General features: G+C 39.9%; 30 protein-coding genes, 1 tRNA gene, 3 pseudogenes and 1 riboswitch. Of the genes and pseudogenes, 11 read left to right on the plus strand and 23 right to left on the minus strand.

Annotation, left to right across the window (positions count from 1 at the left end; translation table 11 throughout):
* Positions 1-103: 103 nt before the first annotated feature.
* The 9 genes and pseudogenes from N521_RS17380 to N521_RS17410 all read right to left on the minus strand — a co-directional run bounded on the left by N521_RS17380 (position 104) and on the right by N521_RS17410 (position 6,255).
* On the minus strand, positions 104-277 hold the full coding sequence (locus N521_RS17380; protein WP_012009624.1) for a hypothetical protein: 174 nt from the start codon (positions 275-277) through the stop codon (positions 104-106).
* Entirely contained in the window at positions 267-1,385 is a 1,119-nt protein-coding gene (locus tag N521_RS17385) for a Rap family tetratricopeptide repeat protein (RefSeq protein WP_035392371.1), read from the minus strand. Before N521_RS17385 ends, N521_RS17380 begins: the two co-directional genes overlap by 11 nt.
* 206 nt (positions 1,386-1,591) lie before the next feature.
* Positions 1,592-2,254: a type A chloramphenicol O-acetyltransferase gene (gene catA, locus N521_RS17390; RefSeq protein ID WP_035392373.1), complete on the minus strand. Its 663-nt coding sequence runs from the start codon at positions 2,252-2,254 to the stop codon at positions 1,592-1,594.
* Positions 2,255-2,561: 307 nt separating this feature from the next.
* Positions 2,562-3,164, minus strand: a complete 603-nt coding sequence (locus N521_RS17395; RefSeq protein WP_007498941.1) for a YczE/YyaS/YitT family protein — start codon at positions 3,162-3,164, stop codon at positions 2,562-2,564.
* Positions 3,157-3,609 carry a GNAT family N-acetyltransferase gene (locus N521_RS17400; protein ID WP_035392376.1) on the minus strand — a complete coding sequence of 151 codons (453 nt, stop codon included), beginning with the start codon at positions 3,607-3,609 and terminating at the stop codon, positions 3,157-3,159. The genes N521_RS17395 and N521_RS17400 overlap by 8 nt, the downstream gene beginning before the upstream one ends.
* A 641-nt stretch (positions 3,610-4,250) precedes the next feature.
* Entirely contained in the window at positions 4,251-4,631 is a 381-nt protein-coding gene (locus N521_RS19825) for a hypothetical protein (RefSeq protein ID WP_051632390.1), read from the minus strand.
* A 39-nt stretch (positions 4,632-4,670) separates the two neighbouring features.
* Positions 4,671-4,742: pseudogene (locus N521_RS19830) on the minus strand (hypothetical protein); the annotation flags it as partial.
* 65 nt (positions 4,743-4,807) lie between these two features.
* Positions 4,808-4,933: pseudogene (locus tag N521_RS19835) on the minus strand (response regulator aspartate phosphatase); the annotation flags it as partial.
* A 491-nt stretch (positions 4,934-5,424) separates the two neighbouring features.
* Positions 5,425-6,255 carry a sialate O-acetylesterase gene (locus N521_RS17410; protein ID WP_035392377.1) on the minus strand — a complete coding sequence of 277 codons (831 nt, stop codon included), beginning with the start codon at positions 6,253-6,255 and terminating at the stop codon, positions 5,425-5,427.
* A gap of 254 nt (positions 6,256-6,509) precedes the next feature.
* On the opposite strand from N521_RS17410, the gene N521_RS17415 reads away from it, so the two are divergent.
* Together N521_RS17415 and N521_RS17420 are read left to right on the plus strand one after the other, a co-directional pair.
* On the plus strand, positions 6,510-6,956 hold the full coding sequence (locus tag N521_RS17415; protein WP_035392380.1) for a MarR family winged helix-turn-helix transcriptional regulator: 447 nt from the start codon (positions 6,510-6,512) through the stop codon (positions 6,954-6,956).
* Positions 6,957-6,988: 32 nt separating this feature from the next.
* Positions 6,989-7,933: an acetyl-CoA carboxylase carboxyltransferase subunit alpha gene (locus N521_RS17420; protein WP_035392383.1), complete on the plus strand. Its 945-nt coding sequence runs from the start codon at positions 6,989-6,991 to the stop codon at positions 7,931-7,933.
* Between the two features lie 158 nt (positions 7,934-8,091).
* Here the strand turns inward: N521_RS17420 and N521_RS17425 are convergent.
* From N521_RS17425 to N521_RS17435, 3 genes are all read right to left on the minus strand, one after another.
* Positions 8,092-8,164 (minus strand) — tRNA-Val (locus tag N521_RS17425).
* A gap of 128 nt (positions 8,165-8,292) precedes the next feature.
* The gene (gene metC, locus N521_RS17430) at positions 8,293-9,471 is read right to left on the minus strand and encodes a cystathionine beta-lyase (RefSeq protein WP_035392385.1); all 1,179 of its coding nucleotides are present in this window, start codon (positions 9,469-9,471) and stop codon (positions 8,293-8,295) included.
* Complete coding sequence (locus tag N521_RS17435) at positions 9,468-10,586, minus strand: methionine biosynthesis PLP-dependent protein (protein ID WP_035392386.1); 1,119 nt, start codon at positions 10,584-10,586, stop codon at positions 9,468-9,470. The genes metC and N521_RS17435 overlap by 4 nt, the downstream gene beginning before the upstream one ends.
* A 79-nt stretch (positions 10,587-10,665) precedes the next feature.
* Positions 10,666-10,787: riboswitch (SAM riboswitch) on the minus strand.
* A gap of 220 nt (positions 10,788-11,007) precedes the next feature.
* Here N521_RS17435 and N521_RS17440 point away from each other — a divergent pair.
* Genes N521_RS17440 through N521_RS17450 form a run of 3 tightly spaced genes read left to right on the plus strand, consistent with a single transcriptional unit; the run spans position 11,008 to position 12,757 of the window.
* Positions 11,008-11,748 (plus strand): esterase family protein, encoded by a 741-nt coding sequence (locus N521_RS17440; RefSeq protein ID WP_035392388.1) that lies wholly within the window; start codon positions 11,008-11,010, stop codon positions 11,746-11,748.
* A gap of 52 nt (positions 11,749-11,800) precedes the next feature.
* Positions 11,801-12,316, plus strand: a complete 516-nt coding sequence (locus N521_RS17445) for a YjcG family protein (RefSeq protein WP_035392391.1) — start codon at positions 11,801-11,803, stop codon at positions 12,314-12,316.
* A gap of 6 nt (positions 12,317-12,322) precedes the next feature.
* Positions 12,323-12,757 carry a GNAT family N-acetyltransferase gene (locus tag N521_RS17450; protein ID WP_008348412.1) on the plus strand — a complete coding sequence of 145 codons (435 nt, stop codon included), beginning with the start codon at positions 12,323-12,325 and terminating at the stop codon, positions 12,755-12,757.
* Between the two features lie 83 nt (positions 12,758-12,840).
* Here the strand turns inward: N521_RS17450 and N521_RS17455 are convergent, their stop codons facing one another.
* Positions 12,841-13,098 carry a hypothetical protein gene (locus tag N521_RS17455; protein WP_008348414.1) on the minus strand — a complete coding sequence of 86 codons (258 nt, stop codon included), beginning with the start codon at positions 13,096-13,098 and terminating at the stop codon, positions 12,841-12,843.
* Between the two features lie 126 nt (positions 13,099-13,224).
* Between N521_RS17455 and N521_RS17460 the strand changes: the two are divergent.
* Positions 13,225-15,534 (plus strand): annotated as a pseudogene (locus N521_RS17460) (ATP-dependent helicase).
* A gap of 16 nt (positions 15,535-15,550) precedes the next feature.
* On the opposite strand, the gene N521_RS17465 reads toward N521_RS17460, so the two are convergent.
* The 5 genes from N521_RS17465 to N521_RS17480 form a co-directional block, all read right to left on the minus strand.
* The gene (locus N521_RS17465) at positions 15,551-15,808 is read right to left on the minus strand and encodes a sporulation-specific transcription regulator SpoVIF (RefSeq protein ID WP_008348417.1); all 258 of its coding nucleotides are present in this window, start codon (positions 15,806-15,808) and stop codon (positions 15,551-15,553) included.
* 136 nt (positions 15,809-15,944) lie between these two features.
* Positions 15,945-16,082, minus strand: a complete 138-nt coding sequence (locus tag N521_RS19460; RefSeq protein WP_008348419.1) for a YjcZ family sporulation protein — start codon at positions 16,080-16,082, stop codon at positions 15,945-15,947.
* Between the two features lie 84 nt (positions 16,083-16,166).
* The gene (locus N521_RS17475; protein WP_008348420.1) at positions 16,167-16,388 is read right to left on the minus strand and encodes a hypothetical protein; all 222 of its coding nucleotides are present in this window, start codon (positions 16,386-16,388) and stop codon (positions 16,167-16,169) included.
* An 84-nt stretch (positions 16,389-16,472) separates the two neighbouring features.
* Entirely contained in the window at positions 16,473-16,601 is a 129-nt protein-coding gene (locus tag N521_RS19935) for a hypothetical protein (RefSeq protein ID WP_265786067.1), read from the minus strand.
* Positions 16,602-16,672: 71 nt separating this feature from the next.
* Positions 16,673-17,023: a DUF1360 domain-containing protein gene (locus N521_RS17480; protein WP_008348424.1), complete on the minus strand. Its 351-nt coding sequence runs from the start codon at positions 17,021-17,023 to the stop codon at positions 16,673-16,675.
* Between the two features lie 177 nt (positions 17,024-17,200).
* Between N521_RS17480 and N521_RS17485 the strand changes: the two genes are divergently transcribed.
* The 5 genes from N521_RS17485 (at position 17,201) to N521_RS17505 (ending at position 19,836) form a co-directional block, all read left to right on the plus strand.
* Complete coding sequence (locus tag N521_RS17485) at positions 17,201-17,587, plus strand: spore coat protein (RefSeq protein WP_007498962.1); 387 nt, start codon at positions 17,201-17,203, stop codon at positions 17,585-17,587.
* A gap of 44 nt (positions 17,588-17,631) precedes the next feature.
* Positions 17,632-17,967, plus strand: a complete 336-nt coding sequence (locus N521_RS17490) for a hypothetical protein (protein ID WP_035392394.1) — start codon at positions 17,632-17,634, stop codon at positions 17,965-17,967.
* A gap of 88 nt (positions 17,968-18,055) precedes the next feature.
* Positions 18,056-18,541: a spore coat protein gene (locus N521_RS17495; protein WP_008348431.1), complete on the plus strand. Its 486-nt coding sequence runs from the start codon at positions 18,056-18,058 to the stop codon at positions 18,539-18,541.
* A 147-nt stretch (positions 18,542-18,688) separates the two neighbouring features.
* Complete coding sequence (locus N521_RS17500) at positions 18,689-19,180, plus strand: CotY/CotZ family spore coat protein (protein WP_017367028.1); 492 nt, start codon at positions 18,689-18,691, stop codon at positions 19,178-19,180.
* 212 nt (positions 19,181-19,392) lie between these two features.
* Positions 19,393-19,836, plus strand: coding sequence for a CotY/CotZ family spore coat protein (locus N521_RS17505; protein WP_008348434.1), 444 nt, complete (start codon positions 19,393-19,395; stop codon positions 19,834-19,836).
* A 37-nt stretch (positions 19,837-19,873) separates the two neighbouring features.
* Here N521_RS17505 and N521_RS17510 read toward each other — a convergent pair whose 3' ends face one another.
* The 5 genes from N521_RS17510 to N521_RS17530 form a co-directional block, all read right to left on the minus strand.
* On the minus strand, positions 19,874-20,449 hold the full coding sequence (locus N521_RS17510) for a CotO family spore coat protein (protein ID WP_035392397.1): 576 nt from the start codon (positions 20,447-20,449) through the stop codon (positions 19,874-19,876).
* Positions 20,450-20,562: 113 nt separating this feature from the next.
* The gene (gene fabI, locus N521_RS17515) at positions 20,563-21,339 is read right to left on the minus strand and encodes an enoyl-ACP reductase FabI (RefSeq protein WP_035392399.1); all 777 of its coding nucleotides are present in this window, start codon (positions 21,337-21,339) and stop codon (positions 20,563-20,565) included.
* Between the two features lie 149 nt (positions 21,340-21,488).
* A complete protein-coding gene (gene thiD, locus N521_RS17520) occupies positions 21,489-22,295 on the minus strand; it encodes a bifunctional hydroxymethylpyrimidine kinase/phosphomethylpyrimidine kinase (RefSeq protein WP_035392402.1) in 807 nt (268 codons plus the stop codon).
* A gap of 17 nt (positions 22,296-22,312) precedes the next feature.
* On the minus strand, positions 22,313-23,326 hold the full coding sequence (locus N521_RS17525; protein ID WP_035392405.1) for a thiazole biosynthesis adenylyltransferase ThiF: 1,014 nt from the start codon (positions 23,324-23,326) through the stop codon (positions 22,313-22,315).
* Positions 23,323-24,090: a thiazole synthase gene (locus N521_RS17530; protein ID WP_035392407.1), complete on the minus strand. Its 768-nt coding sequence runs from the start codon at positions 24,088-24,090 to the stop codon at positions 23,323-23,325. The genes N521_RS17525 and N521_RS17530 overlap by 4 nt, the downstream gene beginning before the upstream one ends.

A 24,090-nucleotide genomic window follows, 5' to 3' on the forward strand; every position in this document is an offset into this window, starting at 1 on the left:
GCCTCCTCGTATCTATCTGAGATAAGTATAACATTGGCCAACTGTTCATTTGCTCATTCTACTTCATAAAAAAACAGACTCTTAAAGTCTGTTTTAATCTTGTCTATACGTTTTCAGAAGTTGTATTTCGATCAATCATAGTCGTGTTTCGATTTGATTTTTGTTCCTCCATTGTTGTATTCCGAATTGATTTCGTTTCAATGATTTTTAAAGTTTCTGCTGTTGAAACACTTAACAATACAATGGATAAAATGATTAGTAATTTTTTAATAATCATACAGACACTCTCCTTTTTGAATATCATTTTGAGCCTTAAGAGCCTTTCTGTAATATTCGGCAGCTTTTTTAAAGTCCCCTTTTTTTTCATAAAATAATCCGACACTTTGAGCAAATGCTTCCACATAGACATGTAGTTTCTTTTCTTCAAAAACATCAAACACTTCTTTCAAAGCTTGTTCATTAGTATCCATATAAATAGCTTTTAATGCTTTAAATAACAAGACACTTAGCGAATCATTTACCTTTGAGGAATATTTAAGTCCATCTTCAACGAGCAGATCCGCTTCATCAGTTTGATTAGACTTGTACAGCGACCAACACAAACTAAATAGAGTGATTGGCTTTATGTCACTATTTTCCGAAGAAATGACATCTAACACTTCTTTATAATGCTTTATTGCCTCTGTATACTTTGATTGCCTATCATATGTATTACCAATATTTAATAATGTTTTTGCTACTAAACGTTGATCGTTTGCGCCCACAGCAATTGAATAAGCAGTCTTTAAATGTTGCAACGACTTTTCATATCTCATGAAATCATCATAATTTCCTGCAATGACAATTAGACTTTGAATTTGGCGAACTTTATACTGCTCATGTTCTTTATAAATATCTAGCGCCTTTATGATGTGATGCATAGAAACATGAGTTTGTTTCATAATATAGTAGGCTTCAGCCACCTTGAAGTGAAACTCCGCTTGCTCAATATCATCGACAACCAGTGCAAGCTGCCTTTCAGCGATCTTGTAATATTGAATAGCCTGTACATATTCTTTCTTACTAAATTCATGCATTCCTCTAAAAAAAGCATTGTAATATTGCAACATACCCGAAAGTTGATGATTAGAATTCTCAATTTTATCAACCAATTCAGAAACAGAAGGCGATCGTTTTTCTGAAGGTTTAATATAATCGAGCATAAGCTGATGGCGAAAACACATCAATTGATAATAAATGAGCAGATCTTGATCCTCTTCCATTCGTTCAATTTCTCGTTCGACCTCAGCTTTCAAAATCTCTGCATCTGGTACACTGAATTGCCGAATCATTTTATACCATTCATTGATTTTCACACCTACATGTGAAGAAAGAACTTTCTCCATCCCTTATCCCCCTTCCACTGAACTCCCTTATATGACATTTATTATCACATACAAGAATTTACAAAGCACCGAAAAGAAACCGCAAAAAGAACAAATATAGCCTTAGTAAACCTTTGGAACATTTTCATTCTCATCACAAAACAAAAAGGCAGACTCATTTCAGTCTGCCTTCATCTTCTAGATTTCCATGAGAACACCTTTTGTCTTCAGGTAATTTGCATTGAATCATTTAACCACTCTTCACAATGTTCAATAAGCCACCTCATATATTCCACATATTGACCGACATGATAGCCATCACAAACAGCATGATGGACTTGAATCGCAACTGGCAAGATGATTTTTTCTTCTTTCATCTTAAATTGACCTAACGTAAATATTGGTAGTAAATAAGTTATATCTGTAGATACATTAAGGTTAAAAGAAGTAAAATCAATCCACGGCAGACTTGAAATATTGAACATGTTTTCTGGCATATGAGGTTTCGGAAATAGGCTGCTGCTTTTGCTATAAGTGTCCATGTCCGCTACACAGCTTTTATAAAACCGAGCAAAGTTTTCGTCATAAGGCGTCCAAATACTTGAAAATGTCTTTGTTTCTTTATTTAAAATCGTATAACTAGGATGGAGAATCTCCCAGTAACCAAGTGCATCGTTCACTTGATCCATCCGAAATTCCGGTATTTTTTGCACAGCTCTTGCTAACAAATAAATTTGCACAGGATATACTTTCAGATTTCTTTCTTTCAATATTGAATGCAATGTCGTGATATCTAGATCGATCACCAGACTATATGAGCATCGGGTTACCGTCATATAATGATGAAAGTGCTCTTTTCTCGGATAATTTTCATCTATTTGTTTAAACATTTTTTATCTCCTCCTGAATGTTATTTCATGTATTCAGGAGGAGACTTTATCTGTTTTCACCACCACAATCATCCTTTCAAGAGTTATGTCATGTTTCTGTCCATTCAAAGTCTACCATGAGCTTTGTTTATGATAAAGCCTCCAGCAACTCTTCGTAAGTAATCTTCCCTAACGTGAACTGTTCTAGTGATATATATATATTTCTCCCCTGCCAATATAGAATTTGTAATTATCAGCGCTATCCTCTATTCACTTCTACCTTTACTATAGAAGCTTTTTAATTGATTTATCGTACCCAGCCAAATCATCAATTTGATAATAACCGACGGTTAACAATAGGCATGAAAAAGTGAAGAATGATGCCTCCGAAACAAATCGTTAATATGGTTCCAACACCGATAGGTCCTTTGCATATAAAAGCTAATATGAAGAAAAATGCATATAATATTGTTCTCGAAAATGCGATGGTTCTTTTTGAAATATCTCGAAGAATGAGTGTTAAATGATCAATTGGTGTTGATGCGAATTTTGTTTGAAGATATACGGCTGTTCCAAGACCAATGAATATCAAACCAGCTCCAAAGCAAGTCAGTTTGCTAAACCACGTGCTTGTATCAATGACATATTTGATGAGGAGTAACCACAGATCAATACCGATTCCAGTCACGAACGCTGTAATCAAACCTAAAAAAACAGGTTTTTTTCTCACTAATATAGAATTGCAAATTAAGATGATGATAGAAATCAAGACCTCCCAGCTCCCTACGGTAAGACCAAATTCTTTGGAAAGGCCAACTAAAAGGGCATCAAATGGGGAAGCACCTAGTCCTGATTGTATTGTTAATGAAATTCCTAAACTTAATACGAGTACACCTAAACCGTAAGAAACATACTTTTTTTTATTAGACATGATCTCTACTTAAAGATAATTCTTTTATCATTAAAACGTGCAGAATCCCGTCTTCCATAAATTCATCTGAAGCAGTTTGAAAACCAAGTTTTTTATAAAAACCTTCTGCTTGTGTTTGTCCATGCAGCTTTATCTTTGTAATTCCTTTTTCTTGCATGATTTTTTCCAGTTCTCTGATAATCACTTTGCCTAAACCGTAATTACGATAAGGTTTTAGGATGCAAATTCGTTCCAATTTACCTGTACCATCCACAATACGCACCCGACCTGTTCCGACAGGTTCATTCTCATGGCATACCAAGACATGCTGACATTGTTCCTGAAGAGTGTCAAATTGATCAAATTCTTCAGACTCAGGTACTTGCTGTTCATCAATAAAGACCGACTTTCTAATATTAAGAGCAACTTGTAAATCATTTTCAGTTGTTATTTTTTTTATATGCATTGTTTATCAATCCTTTTCTGATATTAGTCTGAACTAGGTGAAGCATTTATATGGTCTTATACTAGTAAGAATAAAATATTTTTATTGCAATTACAACAAAAATACAAGTTTTTTAAGATAGTGGGCATTTTGCAAGAGAAAGAAATTGAGAAAGCTGGTTTTAGTAGTGAATGTCGAAGCGGAATTAATGCGAACTATTACGCCACTTATCAGTTTGGTATCTCTTGGCGTTACACTTCTCACTTTTGGTGCCTTTGTTTTTTTGTGATTAACATTTGAAGAAAGTTCTCAGAAAAAATCCCCTAGCCATAAAAGTCAGGGGTTTTACTTTGTCCTTCCCCGAAAAAGACTGATTTAATAAGGTTCTATGATTAGCCTTTCTGATAAAAAATGTGCATTTCTGAAGAAAACTGAAAAGGTTCGTCCCCAATCCGTCCCAATAAAAAAACAGACCGTGGAGGGTCTGTTTTCATTTTGCCTATACGTTTTCAAATATTGAGTTTGGATCGATCATCGTCGTGTTTCGATCAGTTTTTTGAGGAAATACAGTGGTATTTCGATCAGTTGATTCTTTTGAGTAATTAAGAGAACCCAGACAAGCAGCACCTACCAATAAAGCGGCGCTAATCAATATCTTCATTTTAATATTCATATAAACACTCCCCTTTTTGGATTTCGGTTTGAGCTTCTATGGCGGTTCTATAATAATCTGCTACCCTCTCCGAATCATTTCTTTTCTCATAGAGATTTGCAAGGCTTAAAGCAAACTCTTCAATATAAGGATACAACTTCTTTTCTTCTAATCCTTTAAACATTTTTCGTACATTTTCAATACCTTCATCGACATAAATTGTCTTTAATGAATTGAGCAATGTTTTATAAAACAGATTGTTTTCTGCTGTTGCACTTTTTATTCCTTTTGCGATATAATCAAGTGCTTCTCTTGTGTTATCACTTTTAAACAAGGTCCAACTTAAACTAAAAAATAATCTTGGTTTAATATCTTCATTGTTTTCACTCATCTTATCTAGTCCTTTTTTATAGAAGGACGCAGCTTTAATATAATCCTGTTGCCTGTCATACGTATTTCCAAGATTCAAATAAGTTTTAGCAATTAATCTTTGATCATTTATTTCTTCAGCAAGATTTAGTGCTTTATGTAAGTGGGGGAGCGACTTCTCATATCGTTTAAAATCATCATACTATCTATTTCCCATTCAACCTCAGCTTTCAAAATCTCTGCATCCGGCACACTAAATTGCCGAATCATTTTATACCATTCATTTATTTTCACACCAACATGTGAAGAAAGAACTTTCTCCATCCCCTTACTCCCCTTCCACAAAATTCCCTTATATTACATTTATTATGACATACAGAAATTTACAAGGCACCGAAAAGAAACCGCAAAAAGAACCAGTGTACATCAATAAACCTTTGGCACATGTCTTTATCCTCACAAAACAAAAAGGCAGACTCATTTCAGTCTGCCTTCATCTTCTAGATTTCCATGAGAATACCTTTTGTCTTCAGGTAATTTGCATTGAATCTAGCCTTTTTTCTTTTAATATTGCATACAATTTCGTGATGTCTAGATCGATCACCTAGCTATATGAGCATCAGGCTACCGTCATATAATGATGAAAGTACTCTTTTCATGGAAAACTTTCGACTATTTGTTTAAACATTTTATATCTCCTCCTGAATGTGATTTACTGTATTCAGGAGGAAGCTTTATCTGTTTTTACCACCACAATCATCTTTTCAAAAGATATATCATGTTTCTGTTTATTCAAAGACTACCATGACCTTTACCTAAGTTAAAGCCTGCAGCAACTCTTCGTAAGTTATCTTGCCCAACGTGAATTTTTCTAGTGCTATATATGTATTCTCCGCTGAGGTTTTCATTCTATTATGACAGTCATTCACTAGCTCATGTTCATTTGGTAATGGTTCATGTATATGTTCTGTTTTTCGACATGCTTCATAGTATCTTATCCCAAATATTCTTTGGGACATCGCATTGATGTGAATTCCGTCCGGATTAGATATAAGGCCTTTCGCAGTAACATAATAACAATTTTCATGATGATGTGCATATTTTTGTAGTACCTCATTGATCAGTTGATATTCCACACATCCTGCGCCAAATGCTGTCTTTCCTAAGAAATCGCCCAAACCACCTATCACAAGCGGAATGTTAGGTACAGATAATTCAGTTCTTAGCTCATGAAATAATCTTCGTATTTTTTCATTGTATTCTTTGTATTTTCCATCTTGGCTGTCACTTTCTCCTTGATGCCATAATATCCCGGCCAATTCGCTATCTTCCTTTGCAAATGTAGCTTCATTTATTGCATGACGAAATAATACCCCATCTCGTGACCACTCATCAATGGAACTGCCACCTTCAGCACATGGAATAAGACCAATTTTTTCTCCCTCATGATCCTTACACCAAGTCTCCGCGAAGGAAGCCGCCAGTCCTACACCAGCTACCGGCCTATCAAAATGAATAGGTTCAGTCATCATTTGCCATCTTCCATTTCGCAGCATCATGATTCTTTCATTATAAATTGGCGGCACTTCATGCTTAAAGCCTCGACCCGCCATATTAGATTGTCCAATTAGTAAAAATGACTTCATATTTTTCTCCCCCTCTCTTCATTTTTCATATTTTTGTTGAAAAAACAGTAAACAGTAATTACTTAGGGTAAGATCCTGATGCATCAATCAGGTGGATCGACTATGGATCAATCCACTTAAACCATTTTAACAAGAAGAAAGAATAAATCTCTTGTCCATGTTGTCATATTGGCTTACGTTAAACTTGTAAAAAAAACATATTCATGTATAATACAATTGATGTATCATACATGAATTTTAGGAGGGTGACCTTTTTGAAAAGAGAAGATGCCTTAAAACTAAGATCAGATATTAAGAAAATGATTATAATAACTGGGGTTTTTGAATCTCAAAATTTGCCCAATGGACCATTTGAAAAACCTCTACCAACCTCTCAAATGATGGCTTTAGAGGAAATAGAGATGGAAAAATTAACTGTTTGGCAACTATCCAATAAACTTAGATTAGAGACTTCAACTGTAAGTAGATTGGTAGATAAGTTAGTAAAAAAGGGACTTGTTTATCGTGAAGTAAATGAAAAAAACAGAAGAGAACTTTTTCTGCACCTCACAGAAAAAGGTCACATTACTGTTAATCGCTTAAGAGAACAATCCCTTACATTTTATCAACGTATCCTCAGTAATTTATCAGAATCAGAACAAAAAATAGTTGTGGATGGTTTTGAATTATTTATTGATTCTATTTCTAAGTCTTTTGATTAGAGTGAGGTAAATCATACCCTTTGGAGGATAAAATGAGTTTGGATTTTGAACGTCCTATTATTGAACTAAAAGAGAAATTTGATGAATTAAAGAAAATGATGAAAGAACATAATGTAGATTTATCATCAGAAATTCAAGAATTAGAAAAACGTTTAAATAAAATGCAAGATGAAATTTATTCTAATCTTACACCTTTTCAACGAGTTCAAATTGCAAGGCTACGTAACCGGCCCACGACATTGGATTATATACCTTTATTGTTTACAAACTTTTTCGAACTTCATGGTGATCGATTATATGGTGATGACAAAGCAATGATAGGTGGTATTGCAAAATTTAAAGGGATGCCCGTTACGGTTATTGGTCATCAAAGAGGGAGAAGTACAAAGGAAAATATAGAAAGAAATTTTGGAATGTCTCATCCAGAAGGATATAGAAAAGCGCTAAGATTGATGAAACAAGCTAATAAATTTAATCGCCCTATTATTACATTTATTGATACAATTGGCGCCTATCCAGGCAAGGGGTCTGAAGAACGTGGAATTTCTGAAGCGATAGCTCGAAATCTATTGGAAATGGCTACACTTAAAGTGCCAATTGTTTGTATTGTAATTGGAGAGGCATCAAGTGGTGGAGCCCTTGGCATTAGTGTCGGTAACCATATTCATATGTTAGAGTATTCATGGTACTCGGTCATTTCGCCAGAAGGAGCAGCATCTATCCTATGGAAGGACGCTAAGTATGCTCCAGAAGCTGCTAAACACATGAAAATTTCAGCAAAAGATTTAAAGCATTTAGGAATTATTGATGAAATCATTCCTGAGATTAAGGGTGGAGCACAAAATGATATAAAATCACAGGCAAAATTGATTGAATCTGCAATCGAATCATCTCTTAAAAAATTGATACGATTATCCTCGGAAGAGCTTATACAACAGCGATATGAAAAGTATAGACAAATAGAGAATAATAAATGAAAATAGTGTGTGATCGGTATGGAAAAGGGATTTTTTAATTCTAAAAATCCAATCTGGTGATAAAGTTCGTCCCCAATTCGTCCCCGACCAAAAGAAAACAGAACAAAAATTCGTTGTCAAAAAAACAAAAAACCCTTGCTAGGCAAGGGTTTCAACGATGATTCCGACTGGGCTCGAACCAGCGACCTCTACCCTGTCAAGGTAGCGCTCTCCCAGCTGAGCTACGGAATCGGGTTATGTATCAGTTCTGGGCTTTCTGTTACTGACAGTCTCTATTATATAACCATCATCGTCAGTCGTCAATGGTTTTGTTCAAAAAAGGCACAAAGCCGGTATCTGCACCGGCTTTTCACTGACTTTTATGATTGGTTCACAAGAGCTAGCTTTAGTTGATCTAGTGCTTGTTTGAAGTCCCTTTTGAGGTCTTCTCCGTTTTCTACGCCCACACTTAATCGAAGTAAACCATCCGTGATGCCTCTTTTTTCTCTTTCTTCTTTTGGCATAGCGGCATGGGACATTTTGGCCGGATAGGAAAGAATGGATTCGACTGCTCCGAGGCTGACGGCGAATACAGGTAATGTGACGCCATCGACCAATTCTTTGACAGCCGCTTGGTTTTCTAGTTCAAATGAAAGAACAGCACCTGCACCGCTCGCCTGTTTCCGCTGAATGTCTGCCCCTGGGTGATCATCTAATCCTGGGTAATATACTTTTTTGACCGCAGGATGTTCTTTGAGGAATGAAGCTAGTTCTAATGCGGTTTGACTGGCTTTTTCTAATCTGACTTGAAGGGTCTTTAATCCTCTAAGCACAAGCCAGCAATCCTGTACGCCAAGTACCGCCCCGAAGGAGTTTTGCAGCGAATAAAGTTCGTCTCCTAACTTCTCATCTTTCACCACGGCTAAGCCTGACAGTACATCACTGTGACCGCTTAAAAATTTCGTTGCGCTGTGCAGCACAACGTCTACACCAAGGTCCAGCGGACGCTGAAGCGCAGGCGTTAAAAACGTATTATCTAAGAAAGTCAGACAGTCATGTTCTTTCGCAATCTGTACGACACCTTCAATATCCGTAATACCGAGTGTAGGGTTTGACGGTGTTTCCATGTAAATGACTTTTGTATTTGATTGAATGCCTTGTTTCACTTCATTCAAATTGGTCATGTCCACAAAGGTATGCTCAATCCCAAATCTTGAAAGAACTTGGGTGATCATTCGGAAAGTACCTCCGTACACATCTCTTGTGACAAGGACATGATCTCCTTTTGATAATAGAAGAAAAGCGGTTGAAATGGCTGCCATACCTGACGCAAAGGCAAGCCCTCTCGTTCCTCCTTCTAGCGCTGCAATGGTATCCTCCAATGCCTGACGTGTAGGGGTACCTGATCTGGAGTAGTCATATTGACCAAAGTCATCGAAGCTGCTTTGGTGAAACGTCGATGCATGTTGAATCGGTACACTGACTGCACCTGTTGAACGGTCTGTTTTAAACGCATTATGAACGAGTTGTGTTTCTAGTGTCCAATCGTGTGTGGTCATTTCGTGTGTACCTCCTCTTTCACATTTGATAGTGCCTGTTTCAGGTCTGCTTTTAGGTCCTCCACATGCTCAATCCCGACTGAGAAACGGAGCAATTTGTTACAAACACCGTTTGCAATACGAATCTCTTCTGGGATGTCCATATGGGTTTGCGTTGCAGGATACGTAATGAAGCTTTCGACTCCGCCAAGGCTTTCAGCAAAACAAATCGTTTTCAGCTGCTTCAAAAATGGATTGACCCAGTCCTCTTTGGCTACTCGGAATGACAGCATGCCTCCCTTTCCTGGGTAAAGGACATCTTGAATTTCTGGCTGCTGCTTTAGAAAGTCAGCTAATTCCTTCGCATTTGCTTCGTGCTGGCGCATTCTCAGCGCCAATGTTTTCATTCCTCTCATTAAAAGCCATGAGTCAAATGGAGATAAAACCGCCCCAATGGCGTTTTGATGCTGGAACATGTCTTCCGATAGCTGCTCCCCTTTTGTGACGACAAGTCCGGCAAGAACATCGTTATGTCCGCCTAAATATTTGGTTGCACTATGAATGACAATGTCCGCTCCAAGTGTAATCGGTTTTTGCAAGACGGGCGTATAAAAGGTGTTATCCACAATGACCAATGCACCATGTTCTTTTGCGATTTTCACAACCTTTAGAATATCCGCTTCCTGCATGAGTGGGTTTGTTGGCGTTTCAATAAAGACAGCTTTTGTATTTGGGGTCATTTTAGAGCGTAAACAGTCTTCATCTGAAAAATCATCATAAACAAAGCGCAGTCCGTACTTTTTCCATTCGTTTTCAAATAGACGGTATGTACCGCCATATAAATCTGATGAAACAATGAGTTCATCCCCGCTCTCAAACAGCGCCATGATCGTTTGGATGGCAGCCATTCCCGAACTGAAGGCAAAACCGGCCGTTCCTTCTTCGAGTGAAGCAATCGCATCTTCTACAAGCTGCCTTGTTGGGTTTTTCGTCCGAATATAATCAAATCCTGTTGATTCCCCAATGCCTCTATGTCTGTAAGCTGTTGAAAGATAAACGGGAGGACTGACAGTACCAGTCACCTCTTCGCTGCGGTTTCCAATTTGCGCTAACTTCGTTTCCACATGTTCTGTCATTTGACACCATCCTAAGTAAAAATCTAATTTCAAAACAGAAAAACCCCTTCTTCATAAGAAGAAGGGGTTTAATCGCTTCCTCTTATCTTCCAAGCAAAAAAGCTGCTTGCTGGATTTAGCACCTTGGTACATCACATGAAGTGATGCATACCGGTTGCTGAGGTTTCAAAGGGCCAGTCCCTCCACCTCTCACGATAAGAATGTGTTGTCTGTCTGTTCTAATTCTTAATACTGTAACGCATTAAACCTCATTTTTCAAGGGGAAATGTAACGATTAATTAAAATTTTCTGTATTTTGCAGCAGATTGGATGTCAGCCAATTTGATTGCATGTTAGCATATAGGAACAACGCTGTTTTTCGTGTTACAATGAATGGAAACGTTTCACTTATGATGAATTTGGTTAGCTGGAGGAATGGATTATGGTGAAGAAAACAGGCATCATTCAAGAAGAAACCTTACAGTCAAAAGAACTTGGGGCAGATATGACCATTTTAATTTATTTGCCAGTCAATTACTCCCCCCTTTATACATATCATGTCATCATTGCACAAGATGGTCATGATTATTTCCGTCTAGGTAAAATAGGCAGACAAGCGGAAGAATTAATGCAAAACAAAGAAATGGAACGCTCGATTATCATTGGTGTCCCATATGAAAATGTGACTGAAAGGCGAAATACGTATCATCCAGACGGACCAAAGTTCGAGGCGTATAAACGCTTTTTGGCAAATGAACTAGTTCCGTATATTGATGAACACTATCCAACGTATCAAGTTGGATCAGGTCGTACATTTATTGGTGATTCATTAGGTGCTACGATCTCACTTATGACAGCCCTTGATTATCCTTCGTTATTTGGCGGACTGATTTTGCAGTCTCCTTACGTGGATGAATCGGTTCTGCAAGCAGTCAAACAGTCATCATCCCTTGCTCATTATGCCATTATCCATCAAATCGGGTTAGAAGAAACAGCTGTGAAAACGACAGATGGGCAAGTGCTTGACTTTATTCAGCCGAACGAAGAATTAAAGGTCCTTTTGGAGAAGTCCGGTGCGGATTATTTATTTGAGACATTCGAAGGCGATCATAAATGGACGTTTTGGCAGCCGCTCATTTCACCTTCGTTAAAAAGAATGCTCCCATATTCGTTAATCAACTGAATTTTGTTATAATAAAAAATAATAAATACTTTCTTAATCAGGAGGGAACATGATGAAATACGGAGTTGTTTTATTTCCATCAAAAAAATTGCAAGACATTGCGAACTCTTATCGGAAACGTTATGATCCGAACTATGCACTCATACCACCTCATTTAACATTAAGAACACCTTTTGAATTAACGGATCTAGAAGCAGCTGAGGTCGTCTCCACCTTGCGAGAGTACGCAAAAAATGCTTCTCCTATTACGTTACGTATTAAAAAATTCAGTTCATTCGCTCCTGCAAACAACGTGATTTATATGAAAGTAGAACCGAACGAAGAATTAATGACTCTCAATGAGAAGTTGTACACTGATCCGCTTGCTGGTACACCTGAATATGCATTTGTTCCGCATGTGACAGTGGCTCAAAAGTTATCAGACGATGAGCATTCAGACGTTCTAGGCACATTGAAGCTGAGAAAAATTGACCACGAGGAAACGGTTGACCGCTTCCATCTTTTATATCAATTAGAGAACGGTTCTTGGACCGTTTATGAAACATTTATCTTAGGAGAAGAGGGTTAAAGACATTTGAATACAGTCATCGTAAAAGAACAAACACAACGAGAAGATGCTTATTATGTTCGAAAAGAAGTTTTCGTAAAAGAACAAGAAGTCCCGTTAGAGATCGAAATTGATGAACTTGAGGACGAAGCCATTCACTTTGTCATTTATAATGATGACAACAAACCACAAGCTGCTGCTAGACTGCGCATAATTGAAGGTCATAAGGCAAAGCTTGAACGAATTTGTGTATTAAAAGAGGCGCGCTCTTTCGGCCTTGGCCACCAGCTTTTAGAAGCACTTGAGTCTGAAGCGATGGCAAACGGGGCGAAAGAAGCTGTCATGCATGCACAAGTCCAAGCTCTTCCCTTCTACGAAAAGAAAGGCTACAAAGCCGTTTCAGAACCGTTTGAAGAAGCAGGGATTACACATGTCAAAATGACAAAAACACTATCCGTTTAACGAAAATAAAAAGCCAGGGCATCATGGATGCTCTGGCTTTTTATTGATTCCATCTCGTTCGCTCAGGAAGAAAGCGCAGTCATTTAGACGTAAGTATTGATATGAACGCCCTTACCTTCTTCCATAAACATATCTCGTACAAAGCGTTCCCGCTTTTTTTGCTGTACTTTCGTTTCCGCTTCTGTCACTAAGTCCTCTTTTTTCTCCAGCTCTCTGTATACCTTGTCATGAAAGGTGCGGGTGACCTTCGTCACTTTCGCATAGTCTTCTTTATCCTGAGGAGCAGGACGATTGATATATTGAAAATACAGATCCGGCTGAATCGGGGCTATATATCCCATCAAGAACGCCTCCTTTGCTTCTCTTCTACTCTACTATTCCCTAATTATGACTGTTTGAAACACGCCTCATTTGATATGATTAGATGTGTTTCTTTTTAACATTGATTGACTATTGGAGGACTAGCTTTGAAATGCGCACGACGACATGATCGAACGATCTCATTACATACATATTCGAGAGAACACTATCAATTCCTCCATGATGAGGGCAAAAAAGGGCATTTATCTTGCCCATATTGCGGACAACCCGTCTTTTTCAGATTAAATATACATGAAGAACCTGCCTTTATCCATAAGCAAATATCTCAGCAAGAGATTTGCGAAAAAAGAGAACAACAAGAGGAAAAGAAACCGGCTGAACGAGAGGAAGAGGCATCCTACAAAGAACTTGGCGGCTTTCGCTTTCCAACCGGCAAACAGATCATCTCACAAACAGAAGAATCGGATGACTGGCAGGAACCACGATCCATTCAATTTGGCGAAACCTTTCATTTAGAAAAGAATGAAGAAGTGCATACCATTGACCTCTTTCCACACATCACCTTTAGCGCACCGCAGCTCCAAGCTGTCACACACAAAGACGGTCCGATGCTTGTGCTGGCTGGCGCCGGCAGCGGGAAAACAAGGGTACTGACAGCAAGAGCTGCTTATCTGATGTCGCACCATCAAATCCCTGCTCACCATATCCTGCTCGTGACCTTCACCACAAAAGCAAGCAGTGAAATGAAAGAAAGACTACGTATGCAGTATCAGCTTCATCCTTCACAGGCGAGCCAAGTTGTGACAGGCACATTCCACAGTCTATTTTATAAAATGCTGCTTCACGATGATCGGGGCAAATAGAACGGACAGCATTTGATTAAATTCGACTGGCAAAAAGAGCAGTATATTCGAAAAGCAATCATGCATGAAGGACTTGATGAAAAAGACTATCCAACCGATCAAGTGCTGCAATCAATCGGCTATTGGAAAAATGCTTTTTTGCCAGACGAACTTCCTGAGCTGAAAGATGAAAAAGAAAAGCAAATGTGGACAATCTATCAGTCATACGAACAGCAAAAGCGTGAAAATCAACAATTTGACTTTGATGACATGGCGATTGCCTGCTTACACATGCTGACTAAGCAGCCTGAATTGCTCAAACAATATCAAGAACGATTCAAGTATATTTTAGTAGATGAATTTCAAGATATTAATCCCGTACAATATCAATTAATCCAGCTTTTAGCTGGAGAATCCGAGCAGCTATTTTGTGTAGGCGATGATGATCAAGCCATCTATGCATTTAGAGGAAGCAATCCTGCTTTTATTCTTGACTTCAAACAGGACTATCCTTCGGCCGAGATCGTCCATTTACATGCAAATTACCGCTCTCATCATACGATTGTCGCAAGTGCAGACGCCATTATTAAGAAGAACCAGCATCGTTACGAGAAAACGTTAAAAGCCGTTCGCGTGGAGAAAATTCCGCCGACTCTTTTTTATCCATATGACGAGGAAGAGGAAGCGACCATGATCGTAGCAGATATTCAGGAGAAAATTAAAAACGGTGCAAAACCGAATGACTTTTGCGTGCTGTTTAGAACGAATACAGGAGGCCGTGCGATTTATGAACGTCTTCATCAATCGGCGATTCCGTATCAAACCGATGCTGGCGTAAAAGCCTTTTATAGCAGAAGAATTGTTCGGGTGCTGCTCGCTTTTCTTTCGCTAAGTCAGGATGCAGATGATGTCGCCGCAATGAAGCTGCTGCTGCCCGTTTTCTTTTTAAAGCAGCAAACACTGAATACCATGAAGGCACTGACCATTACGGAAGATTGTTCTATGGTAGAGGCACTTGGAAAGCTAACAGACATTCAGCCGTTTCAGCGCAAAAAACTGCAATCGATCGTTCCCCTGTTTCGAACGTTAAAATCGTTAAAGCCATCTGAAGCTGTAGCGTTTATTGAACAAAGGATGGGACTTGGTGATTATTTAAAAAAACGTGTGAATGATACGAATGTGCTTGAAAAAGGAACAGACGATGTACGAGATGTGAAAACAGCGGCGAAACGTTTTGAAACAATTGAAGCCTTCCTCGCTCATGCCGAACATATGAAATCTGCTGAAAAGGAAAAATCAGATGAACCAGGCGTTCAGCTCATGACGATCCACCGTGCGAAGGGACTAGAATTCCAAACAGTGTACATCACGAGCGTGGTTGATGGGGCGCTCCCTCATGACTTTGCACTTGATGAGCTGAGAAACGGTGATGAAGAAGCCATTGAAGAGGAGCGGCGCTTATTATACGTTGCCATGACGAGAGCAGAACTATCCCTTTATCTATCCGTTCCATCATATAGAAGAGGAAAAATGGCTCACCGCTCCCGCTTTTTGTACCCTCTTTTAAAGAAAAATCGTGAATTATTCACACAAAAACAACAGGCCCCCCTTTAAATGGAGAGCCTGTTGTTTATTTTTTGTTGTTCATCATTTTAGCGATTGTATTAAAATCAAGCTTTTCTTTTCCACTTGTAATCGATTGAACGATTTTGTCTTCCATTTCTTTAGGTACACGTTTGTTTGCAAGCTGCGCCACTTTTTTAATGACACCTCGAACGGTATTCTCATCTTTAAAGTTCGCGTTTTGCAAAGAACCTGCAAGCTTAAAGACATCATTCATATTTACACCTGTTTTATTTTCCACGCTTTTAAAGAATTTATTATCCATTCCTTTGCCTCCTCTTTGTGGAGTAATCACCTTACTATATGAAAATAGGCGAGATATGTGCCTATCCTGCTGCCTTGTCAGCAAAGAGAAAGGAAAGCAAAAGGCTTCCCTATTGCTTCCCTCACCTTCTTACTGTTTAGTTAAAGAAAGAAGCACCAACGATGATTAGAAGGATGAAAAGCACGACGACAAGAACAAAAGTTGAACCATAACCGCCGCCGTAGCCGCCACCATAACCTCCGCAATAACCGCCACCGTAACCGTAACAACTCATATTTAAGCACCTCCTCTTCTCCCTTACAAAATATGAAAAATACATGAAATGGTTTGGACGATCACATAAAAAAGTGCGGAATTTTTATTTCTGCTGTTTAAAGACGTAATCTGCCTCTCCATGACGGATCATGAATGCTTCTGTTTCTTTCGCAAAAGTATCCATTTTCTCGCCAAATGCTTTTAAGTGCTCTTCAAGATCCTTCGCTTTATTCGCTAGATCCATTTCAGCTTTTTCGTGCGCTTGCTCTTTCCCATCATGGGGTTTAGTGAACAAGGAACCGATTAATTGTTCGAATGCATCCATTCTGGTCACCCCTTCTCTCTTACATATGCATCACCCAAAAAAAGCGCAACAAAAAAACCGGATAAATCCGGCTTTTGTTTTTCCCTATTGAGGTTTCTTTTTCTTCCCGCAGCCGCAGCCAGTCTTCTTGATTTTCTTCGTATATACAGATTGTTGATTTGACTGCGCTGGATACCCTTGAAGCATATGTGACGGTGTTTCAGTTTGTTTCATCGCAACCCTTCCTTTCCTATTCCATGTTAGTATATGCATTTTCTTTAAGCGTGTCTGATCAGAATGCCTGTTTATTTCACAAGCTTCGACACGACTGCTTCAATCAAGCCTGCTGCGGCGGCAATCGCTAATAGTAAATTAAGCCACATGCTGATGACAGGAAAAAATATGTATATCGCAAGTAAAGCAGCAGTGCACCATATACCCGTACACCAATAACAGCTTAACAGCTCTCCTATCCAAGATCGCAGTCCCTTCCCCTTAATGACGATATAGGTCTCGACTTCGCCTTGTTCGTTCACCTCTTCTTGCTCTTCATGAAATAGACGGCGAAAGGGGGCTGTAATCGTATCAAACACGATCAATCTCGTCAGCCTAAAGGATGCGAGGGCAAATATAGCAAATGACAAAGCGCCGCTCATGGAACCTCCACCTCCTTCATTCTTCTTTTTCCGTCCTTTCTTTATATATGCAAAAAGAAAGACCACCATGATGAATCGAGTGCAAATAAAATTGGGTTGTACTTTTTCATGCTTTCCGATTCCACCTTGAGCCTCTGCTGCATTAAATAATGTATAGATAAGAAAGGAGTGAAAGTATTGTCTATTGAAGAAAGTGCTGATTTATTATACACACAACTGTTAAACGAATTAATCAGCAATTATGATGATTTCATCGAGATCAAGGATTCCGAAAATGTCACGATTCATAAAACAGATGTAACAGCCGCACTCTCCCTTCAAGCGACCGTAACGACAATCATTACTCTTTTAATTCAAATTCTTGTACCAGATGATGAATTGGCTGCAGACATCACAGAACAGCTTTTAGCTGCACAACAAGTGACAGTTCAAAAGAAAACAGTGATTCAAATCATCAATTGTTATAACGTCACGATTACATTATCTGATGCATCCATTATGAACTCCGTCCAAATTCTCACTCAAACACTGAATGTACTTTTAGTTGAAGCCGGCATTCTTTGACCCTTTCTTTTTCTAACATCACGTATGAAAGAGGTGAAATAATCGTGGCTGAAGAGAACGAAAAAAAGGAGTTTCAAATCAACACTGATGTTGATCCATTAACAAGCCTTCTTGTGAGTGATATTTTAAACAAAAATAATGTCACAGATGATCAGAAAGCAAACCTTTCAGAAGATCAAAGAAGAATGATTTTGAAGCTGGTTCAGGATTTACAAAAGAAAGCAGATGATTTCGTACAGCAGCAGCAAGAGAAAAAGCGTCAGGCAGAGGCAGCAAAACATGCAGAAGAGGTCGAGCCTGAACCACAAGTGCGCCCTAAACGAAATTCACTTCGAGAACGTATCCAGCAGCGCCGTCAAGCGCAGCAAAATAACGATTAAATAAAAATGGGTTGCCTGCTAGGATAAATGCCCGAGACAAAACCAATCATTCCAGCATTTAATAAAGTAAACGGAAGGAGGAAAAGAAATGGATTCTAAACCATACTCTTGGGTCGCTCTAGATCGCAACTGTACACACCACGGCGATTACCATCATAACTACGAAAGAAAAGCAGTTTGTGACGGCCACTATTATGATGATGAAGATGTTTTACAAGACTTTGATCAAGTGAGTGTCACAAAGCAGACATCTGAGGAAGTCATTATCGTTAGAGATTCTTGTGACATTAACGTCTCTTCTGTTGATGCACAGGTTGCAGCATCTATCCAAGCAGCTGTTCAAACAGCGATCATCACCATTACAAACATCTCAATCGCTGATGGTGACCTAGCTGACCGCGTCACGCAAGATCTATTGCAAGCAGCTAGCCACAAACAAACAAATCGCCAGAAACTTGTCATCGAAAACTCTAGAAACGTTACAGTCTCTACAATCGATGCGGACATCTCTATTGCCATCCAAACGCTTACACAGACACTTGTTGCGACGATCGTTGCAATTGGTATCCTCTAATGTACAAAAGCAGAGCGAAAAGCTCTGCTTTTCCTTTTTCTAAAAATACAACAAAGATAAATAGTCATTTACCCACACCAACTAGAGGGCGCATACATATGTTGTTAAGGACTAAAGTCAAATACCTTGTTAAAGGAGCTGAAATCCATGAGCTGCGGAAAACACCATGGCCGACATGATGAAAACTGTGTATGCGATGCGGTTGATAAGATTTTAGCAGAGCAGGAAGCTGTAGAAGATAAATGTCCTACGAGCTGCTACAGTAATTTATTAAGCCCGACAGTTTCTGGAAAAGATACGATTCCGTTTTTACTTTTTGATAAAAAGGGCGGATTGTTCTCTACTTTCGGAAACATTGGAGGATTTGTTGACGATTGCCAATGCTTCGAATCCATTTTCTTCCGGGTTGAAAAATTGCATGACTGCTGTGCCACATTATCTGTGTTAAGACCTGTTGATGTACACGGACATACGCTAAGCGTTTGTCACCCTTGCGATCCTGACTTCTTTGGTTTAGAAAAAACGGACTTTTGTATCGAAGTTGATTTGAACTGTTTCTGCGCGATCCAATGTTTAAATCCAGAACTTGTCGACAGAGTCATGCCAACAAAAGATAAAAAGCATCATCACCACGGCTAAACCAATCGCCCGCTCATCTAACTTGTCATGAGTCAAAGCATCCCCTTCCTCACGAATGACAACCAATCATGCGGAGCAGTCAGCAAAAGGCGGCCGCTTCCGCATTGATTGACATTAGATGCATCAACCGGCGAGACACGTAATAAAGCTTATAGATGATGATGACAGTGCTCAAACACTCAAACAAATTTCCTTGTATAGGAGGGTTGAATATGAGCCGCAAACATTCATGGAACTGTGTAGCAGAGGCTGTTGAAAACATAAACGACTTACAAAATGCCGTCGAAGAGGATTGCCCGACCAGCTGTTACAGCAATCTCCTTTCTCCATCACATTCATTAGGTGACACTGTCCCGTTTGTTCTATTTACCTCAAAATCAAAACCATTCGTCGCATTCGGAAACGTCGGAGAAGTAGATGCTGGCCCTTGCTTCAGCACTGCATTTTTCAGAGTCGAACACATCTCTGATCACTGCGCAACACTCAGCTTGCTTATTGCATTTGACAAAGATCGTCATATTTTAGATTTTACAGATAAAGATTCCGTATGTGATGTGTTCCGTTTAGAAAAATCAAAATATTGCATTGAAGTAGACCTTGACTGCTTCTGCGCAATCGAGTGCTTAAATCCAAGACTCATCAACCGTAGCTGCTAACAAAAAAAGTCCCGTTATGGGACTTTTTTTATGTTCATTAAAAACCAAGTGGATGAATAGAAGAAATATCACCAATTGCTAATTCCACTGGATTACCGCCGCCTGCCGTGCGGATGACGACCATATTGTCTTGTCTCTCCATGATGATTCCTCTATATGTTTTTCCATCGGCTTCAATGAGGCAAAGCGCTCTCGGCATATTATGCGGCAGACTTGTAAGAAAATCGACTTTCTCCTCAATATTCATTTGGCTTAACGGCTTCTTCACTCGTTTTCTTCTTGGTTCTTCTTTTGTTTCATGAAATACGCCTTCTGGCTGTTTTTCTTGTTCTTGTACTGGCTCTCGATTTTGTGAATTATCTTTTTCTTGATTGATCTCCCGCTCTTGCTGTAGCGCAGGCGGCTCTTCTTTTTTCTGCTTTACTTCCTGTGATACAGGTTCTTGCACGCTCTCTTCGATTGCATGCTCTTTGGCGCTTTTTTTGGTTTCTGAAGGTTTTTCTGACTTCTTGCGCTTTCTCACAATATTTTGCATGGCCGGCGCTGATTCATCATAGCTCGGCTGAACAATATACATAAGTGGCTTTTGATTCTCATCACCTTTATTTGACATACTGATCCCTCCCGAATGATTCATTCCTTATATATATGAGAGGACACCCCAAATCAGAAGAAAAATAAAAAACAGCATACCAGTGATTGGTATGCTGCAAATCAATTATTCGTTTAGCGGGCAATGATATGGAAGCCAGAATCAACATGAAGATTCTCACCCGTCATGCCGCGGGATAAATCACTGAATAAGAATAGTGCTGTATCGCCAACTTCTTCAGGAGTCGTTGTACGGCGAAGCGGTGCACGCTCTTCAATATCCTTCAGGATCGTATTAAAGCCGCTGATTCCTTTTGCAGATAACGTACGAATTGGACCAGCAGAAATGCTGTTCACACGGATGCCTTCCGCTCCAAGATCAGCTGCTAAGTATTTCACACTTGCTTCAAGGGCTGCTTTTGCTACACCCATGACATTGTAGTTAGAGACAACGCGCTCTCCGCCTAGGTAAGTAAGTGTGACAATGCTTCCGCCTTCTGACATGAGCGGACGTGCTGCTTTTGCTACAGCTGTTAGTGAATAGGCACTAATGTTGTGCGCTAAAAGGAAACCTTCACGATTCGTGTTCAAATATTCACCGACAAGCTCTTCTTTGTTCGCAAATGCAATCGCATGTGCAACACCATGGATGACTTGTACTTTTTCTTTAATCGTTGCAAAACATTTTTCGATTTCTTCATCACTTGTCACATCACAAGGAAGAATAATGGAATCATCACGCTCTAGCGTGCTTGCTAGTTCTTTTACTGATTCTGCAAGACGATCTCCAACATAAGTAAAAATCAAACGAGCTCCTGCTTCGTGAAGTGAACGAGCAATCCCCCAAGCGATGCTTCGTTTATTGGCAACACCCATCACCACAATATTACGGCCTTCTAAAGAAAAGTTCATATGTATTAAAGCCTCCTATTTTTTCAAGACATAGTATTAGTACCTGATCATAATCTTATCACAAATCATGAGATATTGACAATTTCCGTTGAAAGAAAGTTTTTATTTCAGAAAAAAGACCGTCCTCACAAGTGAAGACAGTCTTCTTTTTATGCTTTGACTCTGTTTTGCTGATAAGCAAAGTGGTTAGTCGGTCCGTGCCCAGCGCCAATATTCAGAGGAAATTTGATCGCCTCATGGACAAAGGTTTCTGCCGTTTCAAAGGCTTCCTTCATGGAACGACCTTTTGCTATTTCTGCCGTTAATGCCGCTGCAAATGTACAGCCTGTTCCGTGTGTATGTGGTGTATCAATATGTTCGTTCGTGAGTTCAAAAAAGCTTTTTCCATCGTACAAAAGGTCTGTAATGAGGCCGTCTGAAGGACTATGACCTCCTTTGATCACAACATAGGACGTGCCAAGCTCATAAAGTCGTTCTGCTGCTCTATGGCGATCGTCTTTTGTCTGAATGCGCATGCCTGTCAGCACTTCTGCCTCAGGGAGATTCGGTGTGACTGCATAACTGACAGGTAGTAACTGTGTTTTCATAGCAGAGACCGCATCTTCATTTAATAAAGAAGCGCCGCCTTTAGCAATCATGACTGGATCGACAATTAGTTTCAAGTCATATTGCTTCGTCTTTTCAGCAACGACACTGATCATGTCGGCACTCCACAGCATCCCTGTTTTAGCGGCATCTGGCAACAAGTCTTCTGCTACTGCATCGATTTGACTTTTGAGTGCCTCGATAGACAGAGGATAAATACCGTGAACGCCAAGTGTGTTTTGAGCGGTAATGGCCGTAATGGCGGACATTCCGTACACACCAAGCTCCTGAAAGGTTTTCAAGTCTGCTTGAATACCTGCTCCACCACCAGAATCAGTACCTGCGATGGTTAATGCTTTCTTAATCGTCATGTCATCTCACCCTCTCATTAGCCAATCCATTGATGATAAATCGTTCTCGCTTTCGCAATATCATTTGTCCCATGTACAAGCGCTCTGCCATCTTTGAATAAAACAAGCTTGTACTCATCCTTCTGACACGAAAGCAAATAAGGATTTTCCAGCACATCCATTCCTGCTTTCTTTAGCTGACTGGCTACTTCATGCAGCGCAGGGGGTGCCCCTAGTGCACTGCGAATTTGTACAGTATTTCGTCCACATAATACATCTGCTTTTGCTCTTTGATCATATGAGAGAAATGGATATGTCTTAAGACCGCAGCTTGGACATTTTTTCTTTTTTAAAGACGTAACGGATCGAATATCAGATCGCTCGTTTGTCCATAAATCAAACGATCTTAATACCGGCGTGATTTGGTGTCCTGTTAAAAGCTTCAGTGCATCCGCCACTTGATAGGCCGCAACCTGCTGCACAACTGGACTAATAATTCCTGATGTATCACATGTCATGCCTTGTGCAGGTAAATGCTCAAGCAGGCAGTGTAAACATGGTGTTTCACCAGGAATCACTGTGAATTGAATACCATAGCTTGCTACACAGGCCCCATAAAGGAACGGAATTTGATGTTTGACGGCCGCATCGTTCGCAATCATTCTCACCTCAAAATTATCCGCTGCATCCACGATGATGGATGCCCCGCTGACGTACTCATCAATATTTTGAGCGGTCACGTCAATGACGATGCCTCTCACGTGAACGTCACTGTTTACCTGCTTGAGTCTTTTCTCAGCAGCCACAGCCTTTGGCAGCCGATCAAGAACATCTTGTTCTGTGTATAGCTGCTGACGCTGCAGGTTGCTCCATTCAATATAATCTCTATCCAAAATGGTGACAGATCCTACGCCGGCACGGACGAGCATTTCAGCACTCGCTGTTCCAAGTGCCCCAGCCCCAATAATGACGGCCTTTGAGGCGTGTAGCCGTTTTTGTCCTTCTGTTCCAATCGGCCTAAAAAGCTCTTGGCGTGAATAACGTGTGCTCAAAATGCTGGCATTCCTTCCTGCGGACTGCTGGCTGTTCCATAGTTTTTGAGTGGAATACGGCCTGCCTCGAAACCGAGTCTTCCAGATTCAATCGCCAGCTTCATCGCTTTGGCCATTTTCACAGGGTCCTTTGCGCCAGACACGGCTGTATTCAGTAATACAGCATCAGCGCCCAATTCCATCGCATAAGCAGCATCCTTCGGCGAACCTACACCCGCATCAATAATAACTGGCACCTTTGCCTGTTCGATAATAAACGATAGATTCAGAGGGTTTAAAAGCCCTTGACCTGAACCGATTGGAGAAGCACCTGGCATAATGGCATGGACACCAAGTTCTTCTAATTTCCTTGCCAGCACCACATCATCTGACGTATATGGCAGCACGATAAAACCTTCTTCTAATAGCATTTCAGATGCTTTTAACGTTTCGACTGGATCTGGCAGAAGAGACCTTGAGCAGCCAATGACTTCTACTTTGATCATGTCACACAGTCCAGAAGCTTTCGCTAAACGGGCAATCCGCACCGCTTCTTCCGCTGTACTTGCCCCGGCAGTATTTGGCAGCAATGTATAGGCTGATAAATCGAGCTGCTCTAAAAAATTGGGCTGTGATGGTTCAAATATGTCCATTCTTCGCACAGCAAAGGTCAAAATTTCAGCTTCTGATACGTTGACCGCCTCTTTTTGAACTTCAAATGATGGATACTTTCCTGTCCCTAGTAATAGTCTTGATGTAAATGTTTTTCCGCCAATGCGCAGCAT

The organism is Bacillus sp. UNC125MFCrub1.1, from assembly GCF_000701305.1.
GTDB classification, from domain to species: Bacteria; Bacillota; Bacilli; order Bacillales; family Bacillaceae; genus Bacillus; species Bacillus altitudinis.

Excerpts from the sequence above, each read along its gene's own strand:
- metC (WP_035392385.1), bottom strand. The coding sequence starts at position 9,471 with ATGACCACACACGATTGGACACTAGAAACACAACTCGTTCATAATGCG.
- N521_RS19460 (WP_008348419.1), bottom strand. The coding sequence starts at position 16,082 with ATGAGTTGTTACGGTTACGGTGGCGGTTATTGCGGAGGTTATGGTGGC.
- N521_RS19825 (WP_051632390.1), bottom strand. The coding sequence starts at position 4,631 with ATGAGTGAAAACAATGAAGATATTAAACCAAGATTATTTTTTAGTTTA.
- N521_RS17385 (WP_035392371.1), bottom strand. The coding sequence starts at position 1,385 with ATGGAGAAAGTTCTTTCTTCACATGTAGGTGTGAAAATCAATGAATGG.
- N521_RS17395 (WP_007498941.1), bottom strand. The coding sequence starts at position 3,164 with ATGTCTAATAAAAAAAAGTATGTTTCTTACGGTTTAGGTGTACTCGTA.
- N521_RS17475 (WP_008348420.1), bottom strand. The coding sequence starts at position 16,388 with ATGGATGCATTCGAACAATTAATCGGTTCCTTGTTCACTAAACCCCAT.
- N521_RS17455 (WP_008348414.1), bottom strand. The coding sequence starts at position 13,098 with ATGGGATATATAGCCCCGATTCAGCCGGATCTGTATTTTCAATATATC.
- N521_RS17400 (WP_035392376.1), bottom strand. The coding sequence starts at position 3,609 with ATGCATATAAAAAAAATAACAACTGAAAATGATTTACAAGTTGCTCTT.
- N521_RS17445 (WP_035392391.1), top strand. The coding sequence starts at position 11,801 with ATGAAATACGGAGTTGTTTTATTTCCATCAAAAAAATTGCAAGACATT.
- N521_RS17435 (WP_035392386.1), bottom strand. The coding sequence starts at position 10,586 with ATGACAGAACATGTGGAAACGAAGTTAGCGCAAATTGGAAACCGCAGC.
- N521_RS17495 (WP_008348431.1), top strand. The coding sequence starts at position 18,056 with ATGGATTCTAAACCATACTCTTGGGTCGCTCTAGATCGCAACTGTACA.
- fabI (WP_035392399.1), bottom strand. The coding sequence starts at position 21,339 with ATGAACTTTTCTTTAGAAGGCCGTAATATTGTGGTGATGGGTGTTGCC.
- catA (WP_035392373.1), bottom strand. The coding sequence starts at position 2,254 with ATGTTTAAACAAATAGATGAAAATTATCCGAGAAAAGAGCACTTTCAT.
- N521_RS17420 (WP_035392383.1), top strand. The coding sequence starts at position 6,989 with ATGAGTTTGGATTTTGAACGTCCTATTATTGAACTAAAAGAGAAATTT.
- N521_RS19935 (WP_265786067.1), bottom strand. The coding sequence starts at position 16,601 with ATGAAACAAACTGAAACACCGTCACATATGCTTCAAGGGTATCCAGCG.
- N521_RS17410 (WP_035392377.1), bottom strand. The coding sequence starts at position 6,255 with ATGAAGTCATTTTTACTAATTGGACAATCTAATATGGCGGGTCGAGGC.
- N521_RS17500 (WP_017367028.1), top strand. The coding sequence starts at position 18,689 with ATGAGCTGCGGAAAACACCATGGCCGACATGATGAAAACTGTGTATGC.
- N521_RS17510 (WP_035392397.1), bottom strand. The coding sequence starts at position 20,449 with ATGTCAAATAAAGGTGATGAGAATCAAAAGCCACTTATGTATATTGTT.
- N521_RS17380 (WP_012009624.1), bottom strand. The coding sequence starts at position 277 with ATGATTATTAAAAAATTACTAATCATTTTATCCATTGTATTGTTAAGT.
- N521_RS17440 (WP_035392388.1), top strand. The coding sequence starts at position 11,008 with ATGGTGAAGAAAACAGGCATCATTCAAGAAGAAACCTTACAGTCAAAA.
- N521_RS17480 (WP_008348424.1), bottom strand. The coding sequence starts at position 17,023 with ATGAGCGGCGCTTTGTCATTTGCTATATTTGCCCTCGCATCCTTTAGG.
- thiD (WP_035392402.1), bottom strand. The coding sequence starts at position 22,295 with ATGACGATTAAGAAAGCATTAACCATCGCAGGTACTGATTCTGGTGGT.
- N521_RS17530 (WP_035392407.1), bottom strand. The coding sequence starts at position 24,090 with ATGCTGCGCATTGGCGGAAAAACATTTACATCAAGACTATTACTAGGG.
- N521_RS17465 (WP_008348417.1), bottom strand. The coding sequence starts at position 15,808 with ATGGATAATAAATTCTTTAAAAGCGTGGAAAATAAAACAGGTGTAAAT.
- N521_RS17505 (WP_008348434.1), top strand. The coding sequence starts at position 19,393 with ATGAGCCGCAAACATTCATGGAACTGTGTAGCAGAGGCTGTTGAAAAC.